This is a genomic window from Streptomyces sp. NPDC059852, assembly GCF_042731455.1.
GTDB lineage: Bacteria > Actinomycetota > Actinomycetes > Streptomycetales > Streptomycetaceae > Streptomyces.
The window spans coordinates 11,332-28,415 of sequence record NZ_JBHWJK010000037.1; the positions used below are offsets into that span (position 1 = coordinate 11,332).

The 17,084-nt window shown below is 72.0% G+C and carries 18 protein-coding genes; 8 read left to right on the forward strand and 10 right to left on the reverse strand.

Annotated elements, in window-relative coordinates; translation table 11 throughout:
- Nucleotides 1-66 precede the first annotated feature (66 nt).
- The 3 genes from pknB (at nucleotide 67) to ACFV46_RS31415 (ending at nucleotide 3,526) form a co-directional block, all read left to right on the forward strand.
- Nucleotides 67-1,998: a Stk1 family PASTA domain-containing Ser/Thr kinase gene (gene pknB, locus ACFV46_RS31405; RefSeq protein WP_361935057.1), complete on the forward strand. Its 1,932-nt coding sequence runs from the start codon at nucleotides 67-69 to the stop codon at nucleotides 1,996-1,998.
- A gap of 67 nt (nucleotides 1,999-2,065) precedes the next feature.
- Nucleotides 2,066-2,959: a deoxyribonuclease IV gene (locus ACFV46_RS31410; protein WP_361935060.1), complete on the forward strand. Its 894-nt coding sequence runs from the start codon at nucleotides 2,066-2,068 to the stop codon at nucleotides 2,957-2,959.
- Between the two features lie 75 nt (nucleotides 2,960-3,034).
- Nucleotides 3,035-3,526 (forward strand): DUF4396 domain-containing protein, encoded by a 492-nt coding sequence (locus tag ACFV46_RS31415; protein WP_376729524.1) that lies wholly within the window; start codon nucleotides 3,035-3,037, stop codon nucleotides 3,524-3,526.
- Nucleotides 3,527-3,559: 33 nt separating this feature from the next.
- Here ACFV46_RS31415 and ACFV46_RS31420 read toward each other — a convergent pair whose 3' ends face one another.
- A complete protein-coding gene (locus tag ACFV46_RS31420; protein ID WP_376729523.1) occupies nucleotides 3,560-4,192 on the reverse strand; it encodes a sulfite oxidase-like oxidoreductase in 633 nt (210 codons plus the stop codon).
- A gap of 174 nt (nucleotides 4,193-4,366) precedes the next feature.
- Between ACFV46_RS31420 and bfr the strand changes: the two genes are divergently transcribed.
- The gene (gene bfr / locus ACFV46_RS31425) at nucleotides 4,367-4,843 is read left to right on the forward strand and encodes a bacterioferritin (protein WP_151783618.1); all 477 of its coding nucleotides are present in this window, start codon (nucleotides 4,367-4,369) and stop codon (nucleotides 4,841-4,843) included.
- A gap of 27 nt (nucleotides 4,844-4,870) precedes the next feature.
- Here the strand turns inward: bfr and ACFV46_RS31430 are convergent, their stop codons facing one another.
- On the reverse strand, nucleotides 4,871-5,095 hold the full coding sequence (locus tag ACFV46_RS31430; protein WP_256959307.1) for a bacterioferritin-associated ferredoxin: 225 nt from the start codon (nucleotides 5,093-5,095) through the stop codon (nucleotides 4,871-4,873).
- A 142-nt stretch (nucleotides 5,096-5,237) separates the two neighbouring features.
- Nucleotides 5,238-6,590, reverse strand: a complete 1,353-nt coding sequence (locus ACFV46_RS31435) for a class II 3-deoxy-7-phosphoheptulonate synthase (protein ID WP_361935069.1) — start codon at nucleotides 6,588-6,590, stop codon at nucleotides 5,238-5,240.
- A gap of 96 nt (nucleotides 6,591-6,686) precedes the next feature.
- On the opposite strand from ACFV46_RS31435, the gene ACFV46_RS31440 reads away from it, so the two are divergent.
- Nucleotides 6,687-6,743, forward strand: a complete 57-nt coding sequence (locus ACFV46_RS31440; protein WP_079033853.1) for a trp operon leader peptide — start codon at nucleotides 6,687-6,689, stop codon at nucleotides 6,741-6,743.
- A 92-nt stretch (nucleotides 6,744-6,835) separates the two neighbouring features.
- Complete coding sequence (locus ACFV46_RS31445) at nucleotides 6,836-8,716, forward strand: anthranilate synthase family protein (RefSeq protein ID WP_385500747.1); 1,881 nt, start codon at nucleotides 6,836-6,838, stop codon at nucleotides 8,714-8,716.
- On the opposite strand, the gene ACFV46_RS31450 is transcribed toward ACFV46_RS31445, so the two are convergent.
- The 5 genes from ACFV46_RS31450 to ACFV46_RS31470 form a co-directional block, all read right to left on the reverse strand.
- Nucleotides 8,668-9,663, reverse strand: a complete 996-nt coding sequence (locus ACFV46_RS31450) for a 2-hydroxyacid dehydrogenase (protein WP_361935074.1) — start codon at nucleotides 9,661-9,663, stop codon at nucleotides 8,668-8,670. The two genes, ACFV46_RS31445 and ACFV46_RS31450, sit on opposite strands and share 49 nt — an antisense overlap.
- A gap of 82 nt (nucleotides 9,664-9,745) precedes the next feature.
- The gene (locus ACFV46_RS31455; protein ID WP_361935077.1) at nucleotides 9,746-10,774 is read right to left on the reverse strand and encodes a 6-phosphofructokinase; all 1,029 of its coding nucleotides are present in this window, start codon (nucleotides 10,772-10,774) and stop codon (nucleotides 9,746-9,748) included.
- 139 nt (nucleotides 10,775-10,913) lie between these two features.
- Nucleotides 10,914-11,606 carry a response regulator gene (locus ACFV46_RS31460; protein WP_376729519.1) on the reverse strand — a complete coding sequence of 231 codons (693 nt, stop codon included), beginning with the start codon at nucleotides 11,604-11,606 and terminating at the stop codon, nucleotides 10,914-10,916.
- Nucleotides 11,603-12,838 carry a MacS family sensor histidine kinase gene (macS, locus tag ACFV46_RS31465; RefSeq protein WP_385500749.1) on the reverse strand — a complete coding sequence of 412 codons (1,236 nt, stop codon included), beginning with the start codon at nucleotides 12,836-12,838 and terminating at the stop codon, nucleotides 11,603-11,605. Before macS ends, ACFV46_RS31460 begins: the two co-directional genes overlap by 4 nt.
- 63 nt (nucleotides 12,839-12,901) lie before the next feature.
- On the reverse strand, nucleotides 12,902-13,609 hold the full coding sequence (locus tag ACFV46_RS31470) for a lysophospholipid acyltransferase family protein (RefSeq protein ID WP_361935147.1): 708 nt from the start codon (nucleotides 13,607-13,609) through the stop codon (nucleotides 12,902-12,904).
- Between the two features lie 205 nt (nucleotides 13,610-13,814).
- Between ACFV46_RS31470 and ACFV46_RS31475 the strand changes: the two genes are divergently transcribed.
- Both ACFV46_RS31475 and ACFV46_RS31480 read left to right on the forward strand, forming a co-directional pair.
- Nucleotides 13,815-14,594: an alpha/beta hydrolase gene (locus tag ACFV46_RS31475; RefSeq protein ID WP_385500751.1), complete on the forward strand. Its 780-nt coding sequence runs from the start codon at nucleotides 13,815-13,817 to the stop codon at nucleotides 14,592-14,594.
- Nucleotides 14,587-15,228 carry a hypothetical protein gene (locus ACFV46_RS31480; protein WP_361935088.1) on the forward strand — a complete coding sequence of 214 codons (642 nt, stop codon included), beginning with the start codon at nucleotides 14,587-14,589 and terminating at the stop codon, nucleotides 15,226-15,228. Before ACFV46_RS31475 ends, ACFV46_RS31480 begins: the two co-directional genes overlap by 8 nt.
- 20 nt (nucleotides 15,229-15,248) lie before the next feature.
- Here ACFV46_RS31480 and ACFV46_RS31485 read toward each other — a convergent pair whose 3' ends face one another.
- Nucleotides 15,249-16,004 carry an endonuclease/exonuclease/phosphatase family protein gene (locus ACFV46_RS31485; protein ID WP_361935090.1) on the reverse strand — a complete coding sequence of 252 codons (756 nt, stop codon included), beginning with the start codon at nucleotides 16,002-16,004 and terminating at the stop codon, nucleotides 15,249-15,251.
- 125 nt (nucleotides 16,005-16,129) lie between these two features.
- Nucleotides 16,130-17,083: an ROK family glucokinase gene (locus ACFV46_RS31490; protein WP_361935093.1), complete on the reverse strand. Its 954-nt coding sequence runs from the start codon at nucleotides 17,081-17,083 to the stop codon at nucleotides 16,130-16,132.
- Nucleotide 17,084: the final 1 nt, after the last annotated feature.

Below are 17,084 nucleotides of genomic sequence, written 5' to 3' on the forward strand. Positions count from 1 at the left end.
CGCAGTCCCGCCCCGATCCCGGCCGGACCGGACGGGGTGTCGGTGTCGGCTCGTACACTCACCTGCGTGGATACGACCCTTCAGGACCCTCTGGTCGGGCAGGTGCTCGACGGCCGCTATCGCGTGGACGCGCGGATCGCGGTCGGCGGGATGGCCACGGTCTACCGGGCCCTGGACACCCGCCTCGACCGCGTGCTCGCGCTCAAGGTGATGCATCCGGCGCTGGCGGTGGACGGGGCGTTCGTCGAGCGGTTCATCCGGGAGGCGAAGTCCGTCGCCCGGCTGGCCCATCCGAACGTGGTGCAGGTCTTCGACCAGGGCACCGACGGGTCGTACGTCTATCTCGCGATGGAGTACATCGCGGGCTGCACCCTGCGGGACGTGCTGCGCGAGCGCGGGGCGCTCCAGCCGCGGGCCGCGCTCGACATCCTGGAGCCGGTGCTCGCCGCGCTCGGCGCCGCCCACCGCGCGGGGTTCGTGCACCGGGACATGAAGCCGGAGAACGTCCTGATAGGGGACGACGGCCGGGTCAAGGTCGCCGACTTCGGCCTGGTGCGCTCGGTGGACACCGTGACCAGCACCACCGGGGCCGTCCTCGGCACCGTCTCGTATCTCGCGCCCGAGCAGATGGAGCAGCCGGGCGCCGCCGACGCCCGTGTCGACGTGTACGCGTGCGGTGTCGTCCTGTACGAGATGCTGACCGGCGAGAAGCCGCATGACGGGGACTCCCCCGCCGTGGTGCTCTACAAGCATCTGCACGACGACGTCCCGCCGCCCTCCGCGGTGGTGCCCGGTCTGGCCTACGAGCTCGACGAGCTGGTCGCCTCCGCCACGGCCCGCACTCCGGACGTCCGTCCCCACGACGCCGTGGCCCTGCTCGCGCAGGCCCGCGTGGCGCGCGCGGCGCTCACCGACGGGCAGTTGGACGCGATGCCCCCGCAGGCCCTGTCCGACGGGCACGACAACGCCGACGACCGCACGAGCGTGATCCCGCGCGGGCTGACCGTGGCCGCGCCGCCGCCGGTCGACGGGGACGAGCCCGTGCACCGCACCAGCCGTCTGGAGATGCCGCCGCCCCCGCCCACCGGGCCGCCCCGCGCGCGGGGCTCGCGCCGGCCGCGCGGCCCGCTCGTCGTGGTGGCCGCCGTGCTGCTGGCCCTCGGCCTGGGTGCGGGCATCTGGTACATCAACTCCGGCCAGTTCACCGAGGTGCCGCCGCTGCTGTCGAAGACCGAGGCGCAGGCCCGGGAGCGTCTGGAGCAGGACGGGCTCGACGTCGGCTCGGTGCGGCGCGCGTACAGCGACACCTTCGACCGCGGCACGGTCGTCGGCACGGACCCGAAGCCGGGCGCCCGCATCCGGCAGAACGACTCCGTGGACCTGGTCGTCTCCCTCGGCCCGAAGACGGTGAAGGTGCCGGACCTGCGGGACCGCCCGCTCGCCGAGGCGCGGGCCGCGCTGAAGGAGCGCGGTCTGGAGCCGGGCATGGTGACGCGCGAGTTCGACGACGAGGTCGCGCGCGGCTCCGTGATCTCCTCGTCCCCCGGCGACGGTTCCACCGTCCGCTCGGGTTCCGCGGTCGCGCTCACCGTCAGCAAGGGCAGCCCGGTCGACATCCCGGACGTCACCGGGGAGAGCGTGGAGGACGCGCGGGCCGAGCTGCAGGAGGCCGGTCTGAAGGTGAAGATCGCCCCCGCCCGGGTCAACTCCGAGTTCGACGCCGGCCAGGTCGCCCGGCAGTCGCCGCGCGAGGGCCTGCAGGCGGCCGAGGGCGACACCGTCACGCTGACCCTCTCCAAGGGCCCGGAGATGATCGAGGTCCCGGACGTGGTCGGTGACAGCGTCGACGACGCCAAGGACCAGCTGCAGTCCGCCGGCTTCGAGGTCGACGAGGACCGCGGGCTGCTCGGCCTGTTCGGGGACACGGTCAAGAAGCAGTCCGTGAAGGGCGGCGACAGGGCTCCGAAGGGGTCGACGATCACCATCACGATCCGCTGAGGCCGACGACCGGGCGGCGGGACGGCCGGGTGACCGGGCCGTTCCCGCCGCATGACACCCTGGACGGGTGAGAAGTCAGCAGTCCGGCACCCCCCTCCCCGGCCCCTCCCGCAACCCCGTCGGCGGCCATGTCCCGGTGGCCGGCGGCCTCGCCTCCGTCGGTCTCTCCTACGCCCGTGACCTGAGGGCCGAGACGGTCCAGGTCTTCGTCGCCAACCCCCGCGGCTGGGCGACCCCGCCCGGCAACCCGCGCCAGGACGAGGAGTTCCGCGCGGCCTGCGCCGCCGAGGCGATACCGGCGTACGTACACGCCCCCTACCTGATCAACTTCGGCTCGCACACGGAGGCGACCGTCGAGCGGTCCGTGGAGTCGCTGCGGCACTCGCTGCGGCGGGGCCGGGAGATCGGGGCGCTCGGCGTGGTGGTGCACACGGGCAGCGCGACCGGCGGCCGGGACCGCTCCGTGGCCCTGAAGCAGGTCCGCGAGCACCTGCTGCCGCTGCTGGACGAGCTGACCCATGACGACGACCCGTTCCTGCTGCTGGAGTCCACCGCCGGGCAGGGCTCCTCGCTGTGCTCGCGGACCTGGGACTTCGGGCCGTACTTCGAGGCCCTGGACGCCCATCCGATGCTGGGCGTCTGCCTGGACACCTGCCACATCTACGCGGCCGGCCACGACCTCACCGGCCCGGCCGGGATGCACCAGACCCTGGACCTGCTGGTGGACACGGTCGGTGAGGGCCGGCTGAAGCTGATCCACGCCAACGACTCCAAGGACGTCGTCGGCGCGCACAAGGACCGGCACGAGAACATCGGCGCGGGGCACATCGGCGAGGACCCGTTCCGCGCGCTGATGACCCACCCGGCGACCGCGGGCGTTCCACTCGTCATCGAGACGCCCGGCGGCAAGGAGGGGCACGCGGCGGACGTGGAGCGGCTGAAGAAACTCCGCGACGGCTGACCCGGAGCGGGAATACCCCCAGGGGGTATATGGTTCCGGTGGAGTGACAGACGGAACCGCGCGCCAGGGGGCGTCATGGAACACGAAGCGCACGCGTCACACGTTCACCACCACCATGCGGGCATGGCCGCCGGCGGCGGCTGGGAGACCGCCGTCCGCGCCACCCTGCACTGCCTCACCGGCTGCGCCATCGGCGAGGTGCTCGGCATGGTGATCGGCACCGCGCTCGGCTGGGGCACCGCGGCGACCCTGATCCTGGCGATCGCGCTCGCCTTCCTCTTCGGCTACACGCTCACCCTGCGCGGCGTCGTGAAGGCCGGGCTCGGGCTGGGCGCCGCCGTGAAGGTGGCGCTGGCCGCGGACACCCTGTCCATCGCGGTGATGGAGCTGGTCGACAACGGTGTGGTCGTGCTGTGGCCGGGCGCGATGGACGCCGGGCTCGGCGACCCGCTGTTCTGGTGGGTGCTGGCGATCGCGCTCGCCGTCGCCTTCGTCCTCACCACTCCGGTGAACAAGTGGATGATCGGCCGTGGCCGCGGCCACGCGGTGGTGCACCGGTACCACTGACGCCCCGGCACCCAAGCCCGTCCGCGCCAGGAGTCAGAGCCCGGGCCCGTCCCCGGGCTCCTCCTGGTAGGAGTAGCGCTGCTCGCGCCACGGGTCGCCGATGTTGTGGTACCCGCGCTCCTCCCAGAAGCCGCGCCGGTCGGCGGTCATGTACTCCACGCCGCGGACCCACTTGGGTCCTTTCCAGGCGTACAGATGGGGGACGACCAGACGCAGCGGGAAGCCGTGCTCGGCGGTCAGCAGCTCGCCGTCCCGGTGGGTGGCGAAGATGGCGCGCTCGGAGGCGAAGTCGGCCAGCCGCAGGTTGGAGCTGAAGCCGTACTCGGCCCACACCATGACATGGGTGACGGCGGGCGCGGGCGGCGCGATCTCAAGGATCGTGCGCGCCGGGATGCCGCCCCACTCGGCGCCCAGCATGCTGAACTTCGTCACGCAGTGCAGGTCGGCGACGAGGCTGGTGTACGGCAGGGCCGTGAACTCCTCATGGGTCCAGCTGTGCTTCTCGCCGTCGGCGGTGGCGCCGAAGACCCGGAAGTCCCAGCGCTCGGGGCGGAACCTGGGCACCGGGCCGTAGTGCGTGACGGGCCACCCGCGCTGGACGCGCTGGCCCGGCGGGAGTTCGGAGTGTGCTGCTGCCTCACCTTCGCGCTCCACCGGCTGACCCATGCCTCCATCCTGACAGACCCGGGACGGTGCACCTGACCACACCCCCCACCGAACCGCACAAAACAGACTAAGTCTGCACTTACTCACTAAGTGCAGACTTACTGGACGATCTTCGCGTCCGGTGGAATCATGCGCCGCATCCTGCCAGTCCCCCGCGTGGAAGGAGCCGTAGCGATGCAGGGCGACCCCGAGGTCCTCGAATTCCTCAACGAGCAGCTCACCGGTGAGCTCACCGCGATCAACCAGTACTGGCTGCACTACCGCATCCAGGACAACAACGGCTGGACGAAGCTCGCGAAGTACACGCGGGAAGAGTCCATCGACGAGATGAAGCACGCGGACAAGCTCACCGAGCGCATCCTCATGCTGGACGGCCTGCCCAACTATCAGCGGCTCTTCCATGTGCGGGTGGGCCAGACGGTCACCGAGATGTTCCAGGCCGACCGTCAGGTGGAGGTGGAGGCGATCGACCGCCTCAAGCGCGGTATCGACGTGATGCGCTCCAAGGGCGACGTCACGTCCGCGAACATCTTCGAGGAGATCCTGGCGGACGAGGAGCACCACATCGACTACCTGGACACCCAGCTGGAGCTCATCGACAAGCTCGGGGAGGCGCTCTACATCGCCCAGCAGATCGAGCAGCCGAGCTAGGACCCGCCGACCCGCCGGCCTGCCGGACTAGGCGGCGTCCTCGAGGTCGGAGACGACCGGCTCACCGCGGTCGGCGAGCTCACGGCGGGGGCAGGCACCCCGGCCCAGCAGCGCCTGGATACGGCGCACGCACGATCCGCAGTCGGTACCGGCCTTGCAGGCGGAGGCGACCTGGCGGGGGGTGCAGGCGCCGTTCTCCGCGTGCTTCTTGACCTGCTGCTCGGTGATGCCGAAGCAACTGCAGACGTACACGCGGTTCACCTCCCGACGGGGTCGAAGTGCCATCCCCTGATCGGTGAGGCAAACCTAACCTTACCTTTCGTGGCAGGAGCGCAAAAGTGGTGTGGGGCGCGGATCGTGTGATCCGCGCCCCACAGTCCCATGATCGGGAAGATCACTGGTCGCGGTACATCTCCGCGACGAGGAACGCGAGGTCGAGCGACTGACTGCGGTTGAGCCGCGGGTCGCAGGCCGTCTCGTAGCGCTGGTGCAGATCGTCGACGAAGATCTCGTCGCCGCCGCCCACGCACTCGGTGACGTCGTCACCGGTGAGCTCCACGTGGATGCCGCCCGGGTGGGTGCCCAGCGACTTGTGGACCTCGAAGAAGCCCTTGACCTCGTCCAGCACGTCGTCGAAGCGGCGGGTCTTGTGCCCGGAGGCCGCCTCGTAGGTGTTGCCGTGCATCGGGTCGGTGATCCAGGCGACGGTGGCACCGGAGGCGGTGACCTTCTCGACCAGCTCGGGGAGCTTGTCCCGGATCTTGTCGGCGCCCATGCGGACGATGAAGGTCAGCCGGCCCGGCTCGCGCTCCGGGTCGAGGCGGTCGATGTACTGCAGGGCCTCCTCGGCCGTCGTCGACGGGCCGAGCTTGATGCCGACGGGGTTGCGGATCTTCGAGGCGAACTCGATGTGCGCGCCGTCCAGCTGCCGGGTGCGCTCACCGATCCACACCATGTGCCCGGAGACGTCGTACAGCCGGCCGGTGCGCGAGTCGACCCGGGTCAGCGCGGACTCGTAGTCGAGCAGCAGCGCCTCGTGCGAGGCGTAGAACTCGACGGTCTTGAACTCCTCCGGGTCGGCCCCGCAGGCGTGCATGAAGTTGAGCGCCTGGTCGATCTCGCGGGCCAGCTGCTCGTAGCGCTGACCGGACGGGGACGACTTCACGAAGTCCTGGTTCCAGGCGTGCACCTGGCGCAGGTCGGCGTAGCCGCCGGTGGTGAAGGCGCGCACCAGGTTGAGCGTGGAGGCGGACGCGTTGTACATCCGCTTCAGGCGCTCGGGGTCCGGGACGCGGGCCTCCTCGGTGAAGTCGAAGCCGTTGACGGAGTCGCCGCGGTAGGTCGGCAGGGTGACGCCGTCGCGGGTCTCGGTCGGCTTGGAGCGCGGCTTGGAGTACTGGCCGGCGATACGGCCGACCTTCACGACCGGCACCGAGGCGGCGTACGTCAGCACGGCGCCCATCTGGAGGAGGGTCTTGAGCTTGTTGCGGATGTGATCGGCGGACACCGCGTCGAACGCCTCGGCGCAGTCGCCACCCTGGAGGAGGAACGCCTCTCCCTTGGCGACGGCCGCCAGACGGGCGCGCAGCTGGTCGCACTCGCCCGCGAAGACGAGCGGCGGATACGACTCGAGGTCCGCGATCACTGCGCGCAGAGCCTCGGGGTCGGGGTACTCGGGCTGCTGCGCCGCGGGCAGGTTTCGCCAGGTGTTGCCAGCGCTCGCGCTGGTCTTAGCGTTCACGGTCACGCACTCAACATTACGGGGTCGTGTCGGGCGTCCCGCCCCATGCCCAGCAATTGAGACACGGGGTACACCAGTCGGACATGCGGTAGGGTGCCAGGCATGTTCGCGCACTCGATCCAGAACTGGTGGTGGACCGCTCATCCGGCGGCCCGCTGACTGCGCGTATCCAGACGTCGCGAAGGCCGCCCGAGGGGCGGCCTTCGGTGTTTCCCGGGGTCCGTTCCTCCCAGTGAGAAGGACACGGACCCATGCACCTGCTCGACCTGCTCGACGATCCCCGCCCGTTCGCCCTGCTGCGCCGTCGCGCGCCGGGCCACGACGAGAACACCGTGGAGGTCCTTCTCGGCCCCGTCGCGGCGCGCGACCGGCTGGCCGACCTCCCCGACGAGGGCCTGGCGCTCGTGCCCTTCCGGCAGATCCGCGAGCGCGGCTTCGACGTCCGCGACGACGGCACCCCCCTCCTGGTGCTGACGCCCGAGGAGTCGCACACCGTGCCCCTGGCCGACGCCCTTGCGCAGCTCCCGGCGCACGAGGTGCGGGTGGACGGCGGCGGCTTCGACGTCGATGACGAGGAGTACGCGGAGATCGTCGGACGGGTCCTGGACGAGGAGATCGGGCGGGGCGAGGGCGCCAACTTCGTGATCCGCCGGACGTACGAGGGCCGTGTCGACGGGTTCTCCCGCGCCGACGCGCTCGCGCTGTTCCGGCGGCTGCTGGAGGGCGAGCGGGGCGCGTACTGGACGTTCGTCGTCCACACCGGCGACCGCACGCTGGTCGGGGCCAGCCCCGAGGTGCATGTGCGGATGTCGGGCGGCACGGTCGTGATGAACCCGATCAGCGGGACGTACCGCTACCCCGCACAGGGCCCGACCGCCGAGCACCTGCTGGACTTCCTCGCCGACGGCAAGGAGATCGAGGAGCTGTCGATGGTGGTCGACGAGGAGCTGAAGATGATGTGCACCGTCGGCGACATGGGCGGGGTCGTCGTCGGGCCGCGGCTGAAGGAGATGGCGCACCTCGCGCACACCGAGTACGAGCTGCGCGGCAAGTCCTCGCTGGACGCGCGGGAGGTGCTGCGGGAGACCATGTTCGCGGCGACCGTGACCGGCTCCCCGGTGCAGAACGCCTGCCGGGTCATCGAGCGGTACGAGACCGGGGGGCGCGGCTACTACGCGGGCGCGCTGGCCCTGCTCGGCCGGGACTCCGGCGGGGCGCAGACTCTCGACTCCCCCATCCTGATCCGCACCGCCGACATCGACGCGGGCGGGCGGCTGCGGGTGCCGGTCGGCGCCACGCTGGTGCGCGGCTCGGACCCGGCGGGCGAGGTCGCCGAGACCCACGCGAAGGCGGCCGGGGTGCTGGCGGCCCTGGGGGTGCGGCCGTCCCGTCCGCGTGCCGGACACACGGGCGTGCGGCTCGCCGACGACCCGCGCGTGCGGGCCGCGCTGGACGGGCGCCGGGCGTCGCTGGCGCCGTTCTGGCTGCGGATGCAGGAGCGGGGCGACGCGCTCACCGGTGACGCCCTGGTGGTCGACGGCGAGGACACCTTCACCGCGATGCTGGCGCACGTGCTGCGCGCCGGTGGCCTCGGGGTGAGCGTCCGGCGCTACGACGAGCCGGGACTGCGGGAGGCGGTGCTCGCGCACGAGGGGCCGGTGGTGCTCGGCCCCGGCCCCGGTGACCCCCGCGACCTGTCCGACCCGAAGATGCGCTTCCTGCGGGACCTGACCGCCGAGGTCGTACGGCACCACCGGCACGGTGTGCTCGGCGTCTGCCTCGGCCATGAGCTGATCGCCGCCGAGCTGGGCCTGGACATCGTGCGCAAGGACGTGCCGTACCAGGGCGCGCAGACCACGATCGACCTGTTCGGGCGGCCGGAGACGGTCGGCTTCTACAACAGCTTCGTGGCGCGCTGCGACGACGAGGCGCTCCAGGAGCTGGCCGCGCACGGCGTCGAGGTCAGCCGGGCGGAGAACGGGGAGGTGCACGCCCTGCGCGGTCCCGGCTTCGCGGGAGTGCAGTTCCACCCCGAGTCGGTGCTGACGCTGAACGGCGCCGCGGTCGTCCGGGAGCTGGTGGGTCAGCTGCGCGGGACCAGCACGTTCTCCGAGCGGCGGCCCGCCGTGTAGTCGAGGACGTTGCGCACGGTGGTGTCGACGATCTGGCCGACGGCGTCCCGGGTGTAGTACGCCTGGTGGGAGGTGACGAGGACGTTCGGGAAGGTGACCAGGCGGGCCAGGGTGTCGTCCTCGATGGCCTGGAGCGACTTGTCCAGGAAGAACAGACCGGCCTCGGCCTCGTAGACGTCGAGGCCGACCCCGGTGAAGCGGCCCTCGCGCAGCTCGGCGACGAGGGCCGCGGTGTCGATGAGCCCGCCCCGGCTGGAGTTCACGAGGATGGCGTCGTCCTTCATCGTCTTCAGCGCGTCCGCGTCGATCAGCCGGCTGGTCTCGGGCATCAGGGGGACGTGCAGGCTGACCAGGTCGGACTCGGCGAGGAGCCGCTCCTTGGGGACGTAGCGCATGCCGAGCTGCATACAGGCGGGGTTCTCGGCGACGTCCCAGCCGAGCAGCTTCATGCCGAAGCCGTGGGCGATGCGGGCGAAGGCCTCGCCGATCTTCCCGGTGCCGAGGACGCCGGCGGTGCGGCCGTGCAGATCGCGGCCCATCAGTCCGTCGAGGCGGAAGTCGAAGTCACGCGTGCGCGTGGAGGCGCGCACGATACGGCGGTTGACCGCCATGGCGAGGGTCCACGCGAACTCGGCCACCGAGTAGGGCGAGTAGTACGAGACCCGGGCGACGGTCATGCCGAGGTCACCGGCGACGTCGAGGTGGATGTTGTTGAAGCCGGTGGAGCGCTGGGCGACCATCCGGGTGCCGCCGGCCGCGAGGGCCCGCAGCACGGAGGCGCCCAGGTCGCAGTTGACGCTCGTGCAGACGATCTCGTGGCCCGCCGCGATGGGGGCGGTGTCCTCGTTGAGGAAGACGTCCAGGCAGCGGACCGCGTGGTGGTCCCTGAACGCCTGCTCGATCAAGGGCTTCTCGTCGGCCTGCACGCCGAAGGCGACGATCTCCAAGGCTGCTCCCGCTCCGTAGGGCTGTGGGCCGCAATATACGGCCCACAACCCCTCGCCGCCGGGCGGGCGGGCGCGGTGGCGGTCAGCCGAAGAAGACGCCGGCCTCGTCGTACAGCCGGGCGTCGACCGTCTTCAGCTTCGCCGTCGCCTCGGAGATCGGGACGCGCACGATGTCCGTGCCGCGCAGCGCGACCATCTTGCCGAAGTCGCCGTCGCGGACCGCCTCGATCGCGTGCAGTCCGAAGCGGGTGGCGAGCCAGCGGTCGAAGGCGCTCGGGGTGCCGCCGCGCTGGATGTGCCCGAGGACGGTGGTGCGGGCCTCCTTGCCGGTCCGCCTCTCGATCTCCTTGGCCAGCCACTCGCCGACCCCGGAGAGCCGCACGTGCCCGAAGGAGTCGAGGGACTCGTCCTTGAGCACCATGTCGCCGTCCTTGGGCATGGCGCCCTCGGCGACCACCACGATCGGGGCGTACGAGGCCTTGAACCGGGAGGTGATCCAGGCGCAGACCTTGTCGACGTCGAAGCGCTGCTCGGGGATGAGGATGACGTTGGCGCCGCCGGCCAGCCCGGAGTGCAGGGCGATCCAGCCGGCGTGACGGCCCATCACCTCGCAGACCAGCACGCGCATATGGGACTCGGCGGTGGTGTGCAGCCGGTCGATGGCCTCCGTCGCGATGCCGACGGCGGTGTCGAAGCCGAAGGTGTAGTCGGTGGCGGACAGGTCGTTGTCGATGGTCTTCGGCACGCCGACGCAGGGCACGCCGTACTCGTCGGACAGCCGGGCGGCGACCCCGAGGGTGTCCTCGCCGCCGATGGCGATGAGCGCCTGGACCTCCTGCTTGGCGAGGTTGTCCTTGATGCGCCGGATGCCGTCCTGTTCCTTGAGGGGGTTGGTGCGCGAGGAGCCGAGGATGGTGCCGCCGCGGGGCAGGATGCCGCGCACGGCGGGGATGTCGAGACGGACGGTGTCGTTCTCGAGCGGACCTCGCCAGCCGTCCCGGAAGCCCACGAAGTCGTAGCCGTACTCCTGTACGCCCTTGCGGACGACGGCCCGGATGACGGCGTTGAGACCGGGGCAGTCGCCGCCTCCGGTCAGTACTCCGACCCGCATGGAAATGTCCCTTCGCCGCGGTTGCCTGGTGAGGCCACGCTAATGGTGAGCCACGTCACACAGCGATGGGTCGGACCGGCAATTCCGGTGAACGGAAGGGGTTTTGAGTTGACGGCTCGTCAAGCAGGCGACGCGCGGTTCACTCGTCGTCGAGGCCCCGCTCTATCGCGTACCGCACCAGCTCCACCCGGTTGTGCAGCTGGAGCTTGCCCAGGGTGTTCTGCACGTGGTTCTGGACCGTGCGGTGGGAGATGACGAGGCGTTCGGCGATCTGCTTGTAGCTCAGGCCCTTCGCGACCAGCCGCAGCACCTCGGTCTCCCGCTCGGTGAGCTGCGGGGCGCCCGGCCGGCCGGCCTCCTGCGCGGGCGGCGCCGGCTCGGCGGCCAGCCTGCGGTACTCGCCGAGGACCAGCCCGGCCAGGCCCGGCGTGAACACCGGGTCGCCGACGGCCGTGCGGCGGACCGCGTCCAGCAGTTCCTCGGTCGACGCCGACTTCAGCAGGTAGCCGGTCGCACCCGACTTCACGGCCTCCAGCACGTCGGCGTGCTCGCCGCTCGCGGACAGCACGAGGACGCGCAGCGCGGGGTTGTGCGCGACGAGTTCCTTGCAGACCTGGACACCGGGCTTGGCGGGCAGGTTGAGGTCGAGCACCAGCACGTCGGGGCCGGCGGCCTTGGCGCGGCGCACCGCCTGCTCGCCGTCGCCCGCGGTGGCGACGACCTCGAAGCCGGACGCGTCCAGATCGCGGGCGACCGCGTCACGCCACATCGGGTGGTCGTCGACCACCATCACCCGGATGGGCTCCCGCCGGCCGCTCATGCCGTCCGTCATCGCTGTTCCGCCTTCCCCCGTGAGGCACTGCCGGCCTTCGGTACCTTCAGTTCCACTTCGGTGCCCTGCCCCGGCACCGAGATGACCTCGGCGGTGCCGCCGAGGTCGCGCAGCCGTCCCCGGATCGACTGGGCGACGCCGAGCCGGCCCTCGCCCTCGGCCTCGGCGAGCCGGCCCTCGGGGATGCCGGGGCCGTCGTCCCGGACGGTGACGACCACCTCGCCGGGCTCGTCCTCGACGAGGATCCACGCGCGGGCCTGCGCCCCGGCGTGCGCGCGCACGTTGTCCAGGGCGGCCCCGACGGCCGCCGTCAGCTCCCGCGCGGCGGCCGGGGGCAGCGGTACGGGCGCCCCGGGTTCCGCGAGGACGACCCGCGCGCCGGCGTACGGGGCGAGCAGCGACCGCAGGTCCACCGGGCCGCCGTCGCCCGCGTCGTCCGGCTCCTCCACGGCCCGGACGACGGCGCCCTCGGCGGCGTCCTCCGACACCCGGGACACCGGCACCAGGCCACCGGAGACCAGGGTGCGCAGGGCCACCTCCTGCTCGCCCGCCATCCGGCCGAGCTCGGCCGCCTCGCCGCCGATGACGGCGCCGCGCCGCTGCACCATCGCCAGCACCTGCAGCACGCTGTCGTGGATGTCCCGGGCCAGCCGCTCCCGTTCACGGGTGGCCGCCTCGATCTCCAAAGCACGGGCGAGGGTGCGCTCCGAGGCGCGGGCGACCTCGACGACGTAGCCGATGGCGATGGACGCGATCCAGACGAGCAGCACCATGTGGATGGTGTCGCGGGTGGGCACCCCGGCGCGCTCGGCCAGGTTGGCGACGGCGACCAGCGTGGAGGCGAACGCGGCCCAGCGCCAGCCGCCCTTGATGGCGAAGGCCAGCACGGCGCCCGCCGTCCAGATCGACGGCAGGGTGGGCGCACTGGCGTCGATCCGCTCGGGCGACTCCGCGACCCGGGTCAGCAGGATGCCGGCGACGGCGACGGACAGGTCCACCGCCAGGAAGGGCCGCGTGCAGCTCGCCGCGTTGGCGACCCTCGGCAGGGTGGCCAGGGTCCAGACGACCAGGACGGCGAAGTAGCCGAGGGCCACCCAGGGCCGGGCCACCTGGTCGTGCGCGCTGACGAACAGCCCGATCGCGTAGACCATGGTCAGTACGCGGTACCCGGCGAGCGCACGCCACAGCGGCTGCTCGACCGACATCCTCATGACCCGCTCACGCCTGGCCACGCCCCCACCCCCTGTGTGCCGGACCGGCCGCCCCCACCGGAACCCGGGACGCTCCTCGTCCGGTTACTTCGTCTTCTTCGCCTGTTCCTTCTCGGCCTTGGCGGCCTCCGCGATCTGCCGCTTGGCGGCGGTCGCGTACATGTCGACGTACTCCTGGCCGGAGAGCTTCATGATCTCGTACATGACCTCGTCGGTCAGCGCCCGCAGGACGAACCGGTCGTGCTCCATGCCCTGGTACCGGCTGAAGTCCATCGGCCTGCCGATCCGGATGCCCGGCCGCATGAGCTTGGGCATGACCTGCCCGGGCGGCTGGATCTTCTCGGTGTCGATCATGGCGACGGGGATGACCGGCGCCCCGGTGGCGAGCGCCACGCGCGCGAGGCCGCCCGGCTTGCCCCGGTAGAGCCGTCCGTCGGGCGAGCGGGTGCCCTCCGGGTAGATCCCGAACAGCTCGCCCCGCTCCAGCACTTCTATGCCGCTCCTGATGGCCGCCTCACCCGCGCCGCGCGCGCCCGAACGGTCCACCGGCAGCTGGCCGACGCCCTTGAAGAACGCCGCCGTCAGCCGGCCCTTGACCCCCGGGGTGGTGAAGTACTCGGCCTTCGCGATGAAGGTCACCTTGCGGTCGAGGACCACGGGCAGGAAGAACGAGTCGGAGAACGACAGGTGGTTGCTCGCCAGGATCGCGGGCCCCTCGGCGGGAACGTTCTCCAGGCCCTCCACCCAGGGCCGGAAGGCGACCTTCAACGGTCCCCCGATGGCCACCTTCATCGCGCCGTACAACAACCCTGTGCCTCCTGTGTGTGTGGAGGAGACCTTAACCCGGAGCGCGTCCGAACGACCCGACGGCCCTGGTCGGTGTCAGTGCGGTCGCGTACGGTGAACCTCACCGGGCTGTACCGACACGCGGCTGCCGCATGAGCCGATGTCGTCGTGCACGTCCATGCCGTCCCTCTCACGAACGGGAGACCGTAAGGTGCCGGTCCTTCCTGGAGCCGAGCCGTACCGCCACGAGGGCACAGAGGTCGGGGTCCTCCTGTGCCACGGATTCACCGGCTCCCCGCAGTCGCTGCGCCCCTGGGCGGAGCATCTCGCCGCGCGCGGGTACACCGTCTCGGTGCCGCTGCTGCCGGGGCACGGCACGCGCTGGGAGGACCTGCGGATCACCGGCTGGCAGGACTGGTACGCCGAGGTGGACCGCGAGCTGCGCGCCCTGCGCGACCGCTGCTCCCAGGTCTTCACCGGCGGTCTCTCCCTGGGCGGAGCCCTGGCGCTGCGGCTGGCCGCCCGGCACGGCCGGCACGTGGCCGCAGTGGTGGCGGTGAACCCGGCGAACCGGGTGCACGGCCTGGCCGCGCGCACCCTGCCGGTCACCCGCCATCTGGTGCGCACGGCGCCCGGGATCGCCGGCGACATCGCGAGGGAGGGCGCCGTCGAGGTCGGCTACGACCGGGTGCCGCTGCACGCGGCGCACTCGCTGCGGGCCTTCCTGCGCCTGGTCGACGGCGAGCTGCCGCAGGTCACGCAGCCTCTGCTGCTTCTGCGCAGCGGGCAGGACCGTGTCGTGCCCGCCGCGGACGCGGCCCGCGTCCTGAGCCGCGTGTCGTCCACCGACGTGACGGAGATCGTGCTGGAACAGAGCCGTCACGTCGCGACGTTGGACCATGACGCGGACCGGATCCACGAGGAGAGCCTCGCATTCATCGGCCGGCTCGCGACCGGTGCCGGCAAGGAAGGGACGACCGCACGTGGCTGAGCACGACTCCGGCTCCGACCGCGACAGACACGAGGAGCGCGAGCCCGACGAGCAGCATGTCCCGTTCGACGAGGACGCCGCCTGGGCCGCGATCGTCGCCGGGTACGGCGAGGAGCCGACGGACCCGCCCGGGACCAAGCCGTTCAAGTCGGTCGAGGACCTCGCGCTGCTCGAATCGGGCACCAACGACTCCCCGGCCGGCGCCGCGGACGCCGAGCCGAAGGCCGAGCGCGCCGAGCCCGGCGACACCGCCGTGAAGGACGACAAGGGGGCGGGCGAGACCCCGGTGCGCCCGCTGGGCGCCTCCGTCTCCTTCGCGCCCGGCGTCGGCCCCCGCGACTACAGCGTGCCCGAGCCGTCGGAGGACGACTTCGACGCGGACGACGAGGGCCACTTCGTCCCGCCGGAACCGCCGCCGCTGCCCGAGGCGGACGCGACCGCGAAGTTCGCCTGGCTGGCCGTGGTCGGCGGGCCGGTCCTGCTGCTCCTCATCGTCCTGTTCGGCTGGGACATGACGTGGTGGCTGGCCACGCTCAGCATCGGCGGCTTCCTCGGCGGCTTCGCCACGCTGGTGATGCGGATGAAGACGGACGACGAGGACGACGACGACCCCGGGCGGGGCGCCGTCGTCTGACCCCCGCCCGCCGCCCCGGTTCAGCCCTGTCGCCCGGCGGGCACCCTGAGGGCGGCGAGGACCGGCAGATGGTCCGTGGCCGCCCGCAGGTCCTCCGCCGTCACCCCGGGCTGGTCCAGCGGCACCCCGCAGCCGAGCACCTCCACGCCCTCGGTGGCGAAGATCGCGTCGATGCGCTGGTGCGGGTCGAGGGGTGTCGAGGTGTGTTCGCCGCCCCAGGGCGCGGTGGCCCAGCAGTCCTGGAGGCCGCCGGCGAGCCGTCGGAAGGTGCGCCCGGTGGGCCGGTCGTTCAGATCGCCCCCGGCGACGGCGTGCTCCACACCGAGCGCGGACAGCCGGTCCAGCAGCATGCCGGCCTGTTCGAGGCGCTCGTCGGAGTGCAGGGAGAGATGGCAGCTGAGGACGCCGAGGCGGGCGCCGCCGAAGCGGACCACGGCGGTGGCGAAGCCGCGCCGGTGATGTCCGGGGACCAGCGGCAGCAGCACGTCCTCGGTGCGTTCCACGGTGGCCCGCAGTCCGCACAGGATCGCCGGTCCGGCGGCGGTCGCCCCGCCGGTGAGGATGACGAGGTCGGCGGCGCGGGCCAGCCGGGCGAGCTTCTTGCGCCAGCGGAAGAACCGCGGCGCCTCCTGGACGAGGACCAGGTCGGGGGCGCAGGCGCGGATCACGCGGGCGAGGGCCGCGGTGTCGTCGCGCAGGGAGCGGACGTTGTAGCTCAGGACGCGGAGGGTGGCCGAACCATCGGGGTCGGTGCGGGACTCGGGGAGCAGCGCCATGCCGATCAATGTACGCCCGACGGCTCGGGGCGCGGGGTCATGGCGACGGCCTGTCCGTGGCCGGTCGCGCAGGTCCCCGCGCCCCGGAGCGGTGGCGCGTGCGGTGCCCTACGGGGCGTACCGCGTCACATGATCGGGTCGGGCTCGCGGGCCAGGTCGGCGGCGCCCACCAGTCCGGCCTTGTTGCCGAGCTGCGCGGCGATGACGTCGGCGACCGGGCGCCAGTTGCCGCCCACCAGCCAGCGCTTGTACGACTTGCGGATGGGGTCGAGGACCAGTTCGCCCTCGTCGGAGAGGCCGCCGCCGACGATGAACGCGGACGGGTCGAACAGGGAGGCCAGGTCGGCGAGGCCGGCGCCGGCCCAGCGGGCCAGCTCGCGGTAGGAGTCGACGGCGACCGGGTCGCCCTGCCGGGCGGCCATGGAGATGTGCTTGCCCTCGATGCCGTCGGGGCTGCCGTCGCCCAGGCCGAGCAGGAGCTCCGCGTTCTCCGGGGTGGCGTTGGCGCGCTGCTTGGCGTAGCGCACGAGGGCGCGGCCGGAGGCGTACTGCTCCCAGCAGCCCTGGCTGCCGCAGCCGCACAGCAGGCCGTCCGGCACCATGCGGATGTGGCCGAACTCGGCGGCCACGCCGAAGTGCCCGCGGCGCAGCTTGTTGCCGATGATGATGCCGCCGCCGAGGCCGGTGCCCAGCGTGATGCAGATGACGTTGCGGTGGCCCTTGCCCGCGCCGAACTTGTACTCGCCCCAGGCGGCCGCGTTGGCGTCGTTCTCCACGACGACGGGGAGGCCGACGCGGGCCTCGACCTTCTCCTTCAGCGGCTCGTTGCGCCAGTCGATGTTCGGCGCGAAGTACACCTCCGAACGCTGGCGGTTGACGTATCCGGCCGCACCGATGCCCACGCCGACGATCTCGTGCCCGGCGCGCGCGCCCTCCACCGCGGAGGCGATGGCGTCCACGATGCCCTCGGGCGTACCCGGGGTCGGCACCTTGTGGGTCGAGAGGATGTTGCCTTCCTCGTCGACCACGCCGGCCGCGATCTTCGTGCCGCCGATGTCGACGCCGATGGTGAGTCCCATG

Bases quoted from the DNA above. Each gene is read 5' to 3' on its own strand.
- ACFV46_RS31415 (WP_376729524.1), top strand. From the start codon at position 3,035: ATGGAACACGAAGCGCACGCGTCACACGTTCACCACCACCATGCGGGC.
- ACFV46_RS31455 (WP_361935077.1), bottom strand. From the start codon at position 10,774: ATGCGGGTCGGAGTACTGACCGGAGGCGGCGACTGCCCCGGTCTCAAC.
- bfr (WP_151783618.1), top strand. From the start codon at position 4,367: ATGCAGGGCGACCCCGAGGTCCTCGAATTCCTCAACGAGCAGCTCACC.
- ACFV46_RS31485 (WP_361935090.1), bottom strand. From the start codon at position 16,004: ATGGCGCTGCTCCCCGAGTCCCGCACCGACCCCGATGGTTCGGCCACC.
- ACFV46_RS31445 (WP_385500747.1), top strand. From the start codon at position 6,836: ATGCACCTGCTCGACCTGCTCGACGATCCCCGCCCGTTCGCCCTGCTG.
- ACFV46_RS31460 (WP_376729519.1), bottom strand. From the start codon at position 11,606: ATGACGGACGGCATGAGCGGCCGGCGGGAGCCCATCCGGGTGATGGTG.
- ACFV46_RS31470 (WP_361935147.1), bottom strand. From the start codon at position 13,609: ATGAAGGTGGCCATCGGGGGACCGTTGAAGGTCGCCTTCCGGCCCTGG.
- ACFV46_RS31490 (WP_361935093.1), bottom strand. From the start codon at position 17,083: ATGGGACTCACCATCGGCGTCGACATCGGCGGCACGAAGATCGCGGCC.
- ACFV46_RS31420 (WP_376729523.1), bottom strand. From the start codon at position 4,192: ATGGGTCAGCCGGTGGAGCGCGAAGGTGAGGCAGCAGCACACTCCGAA.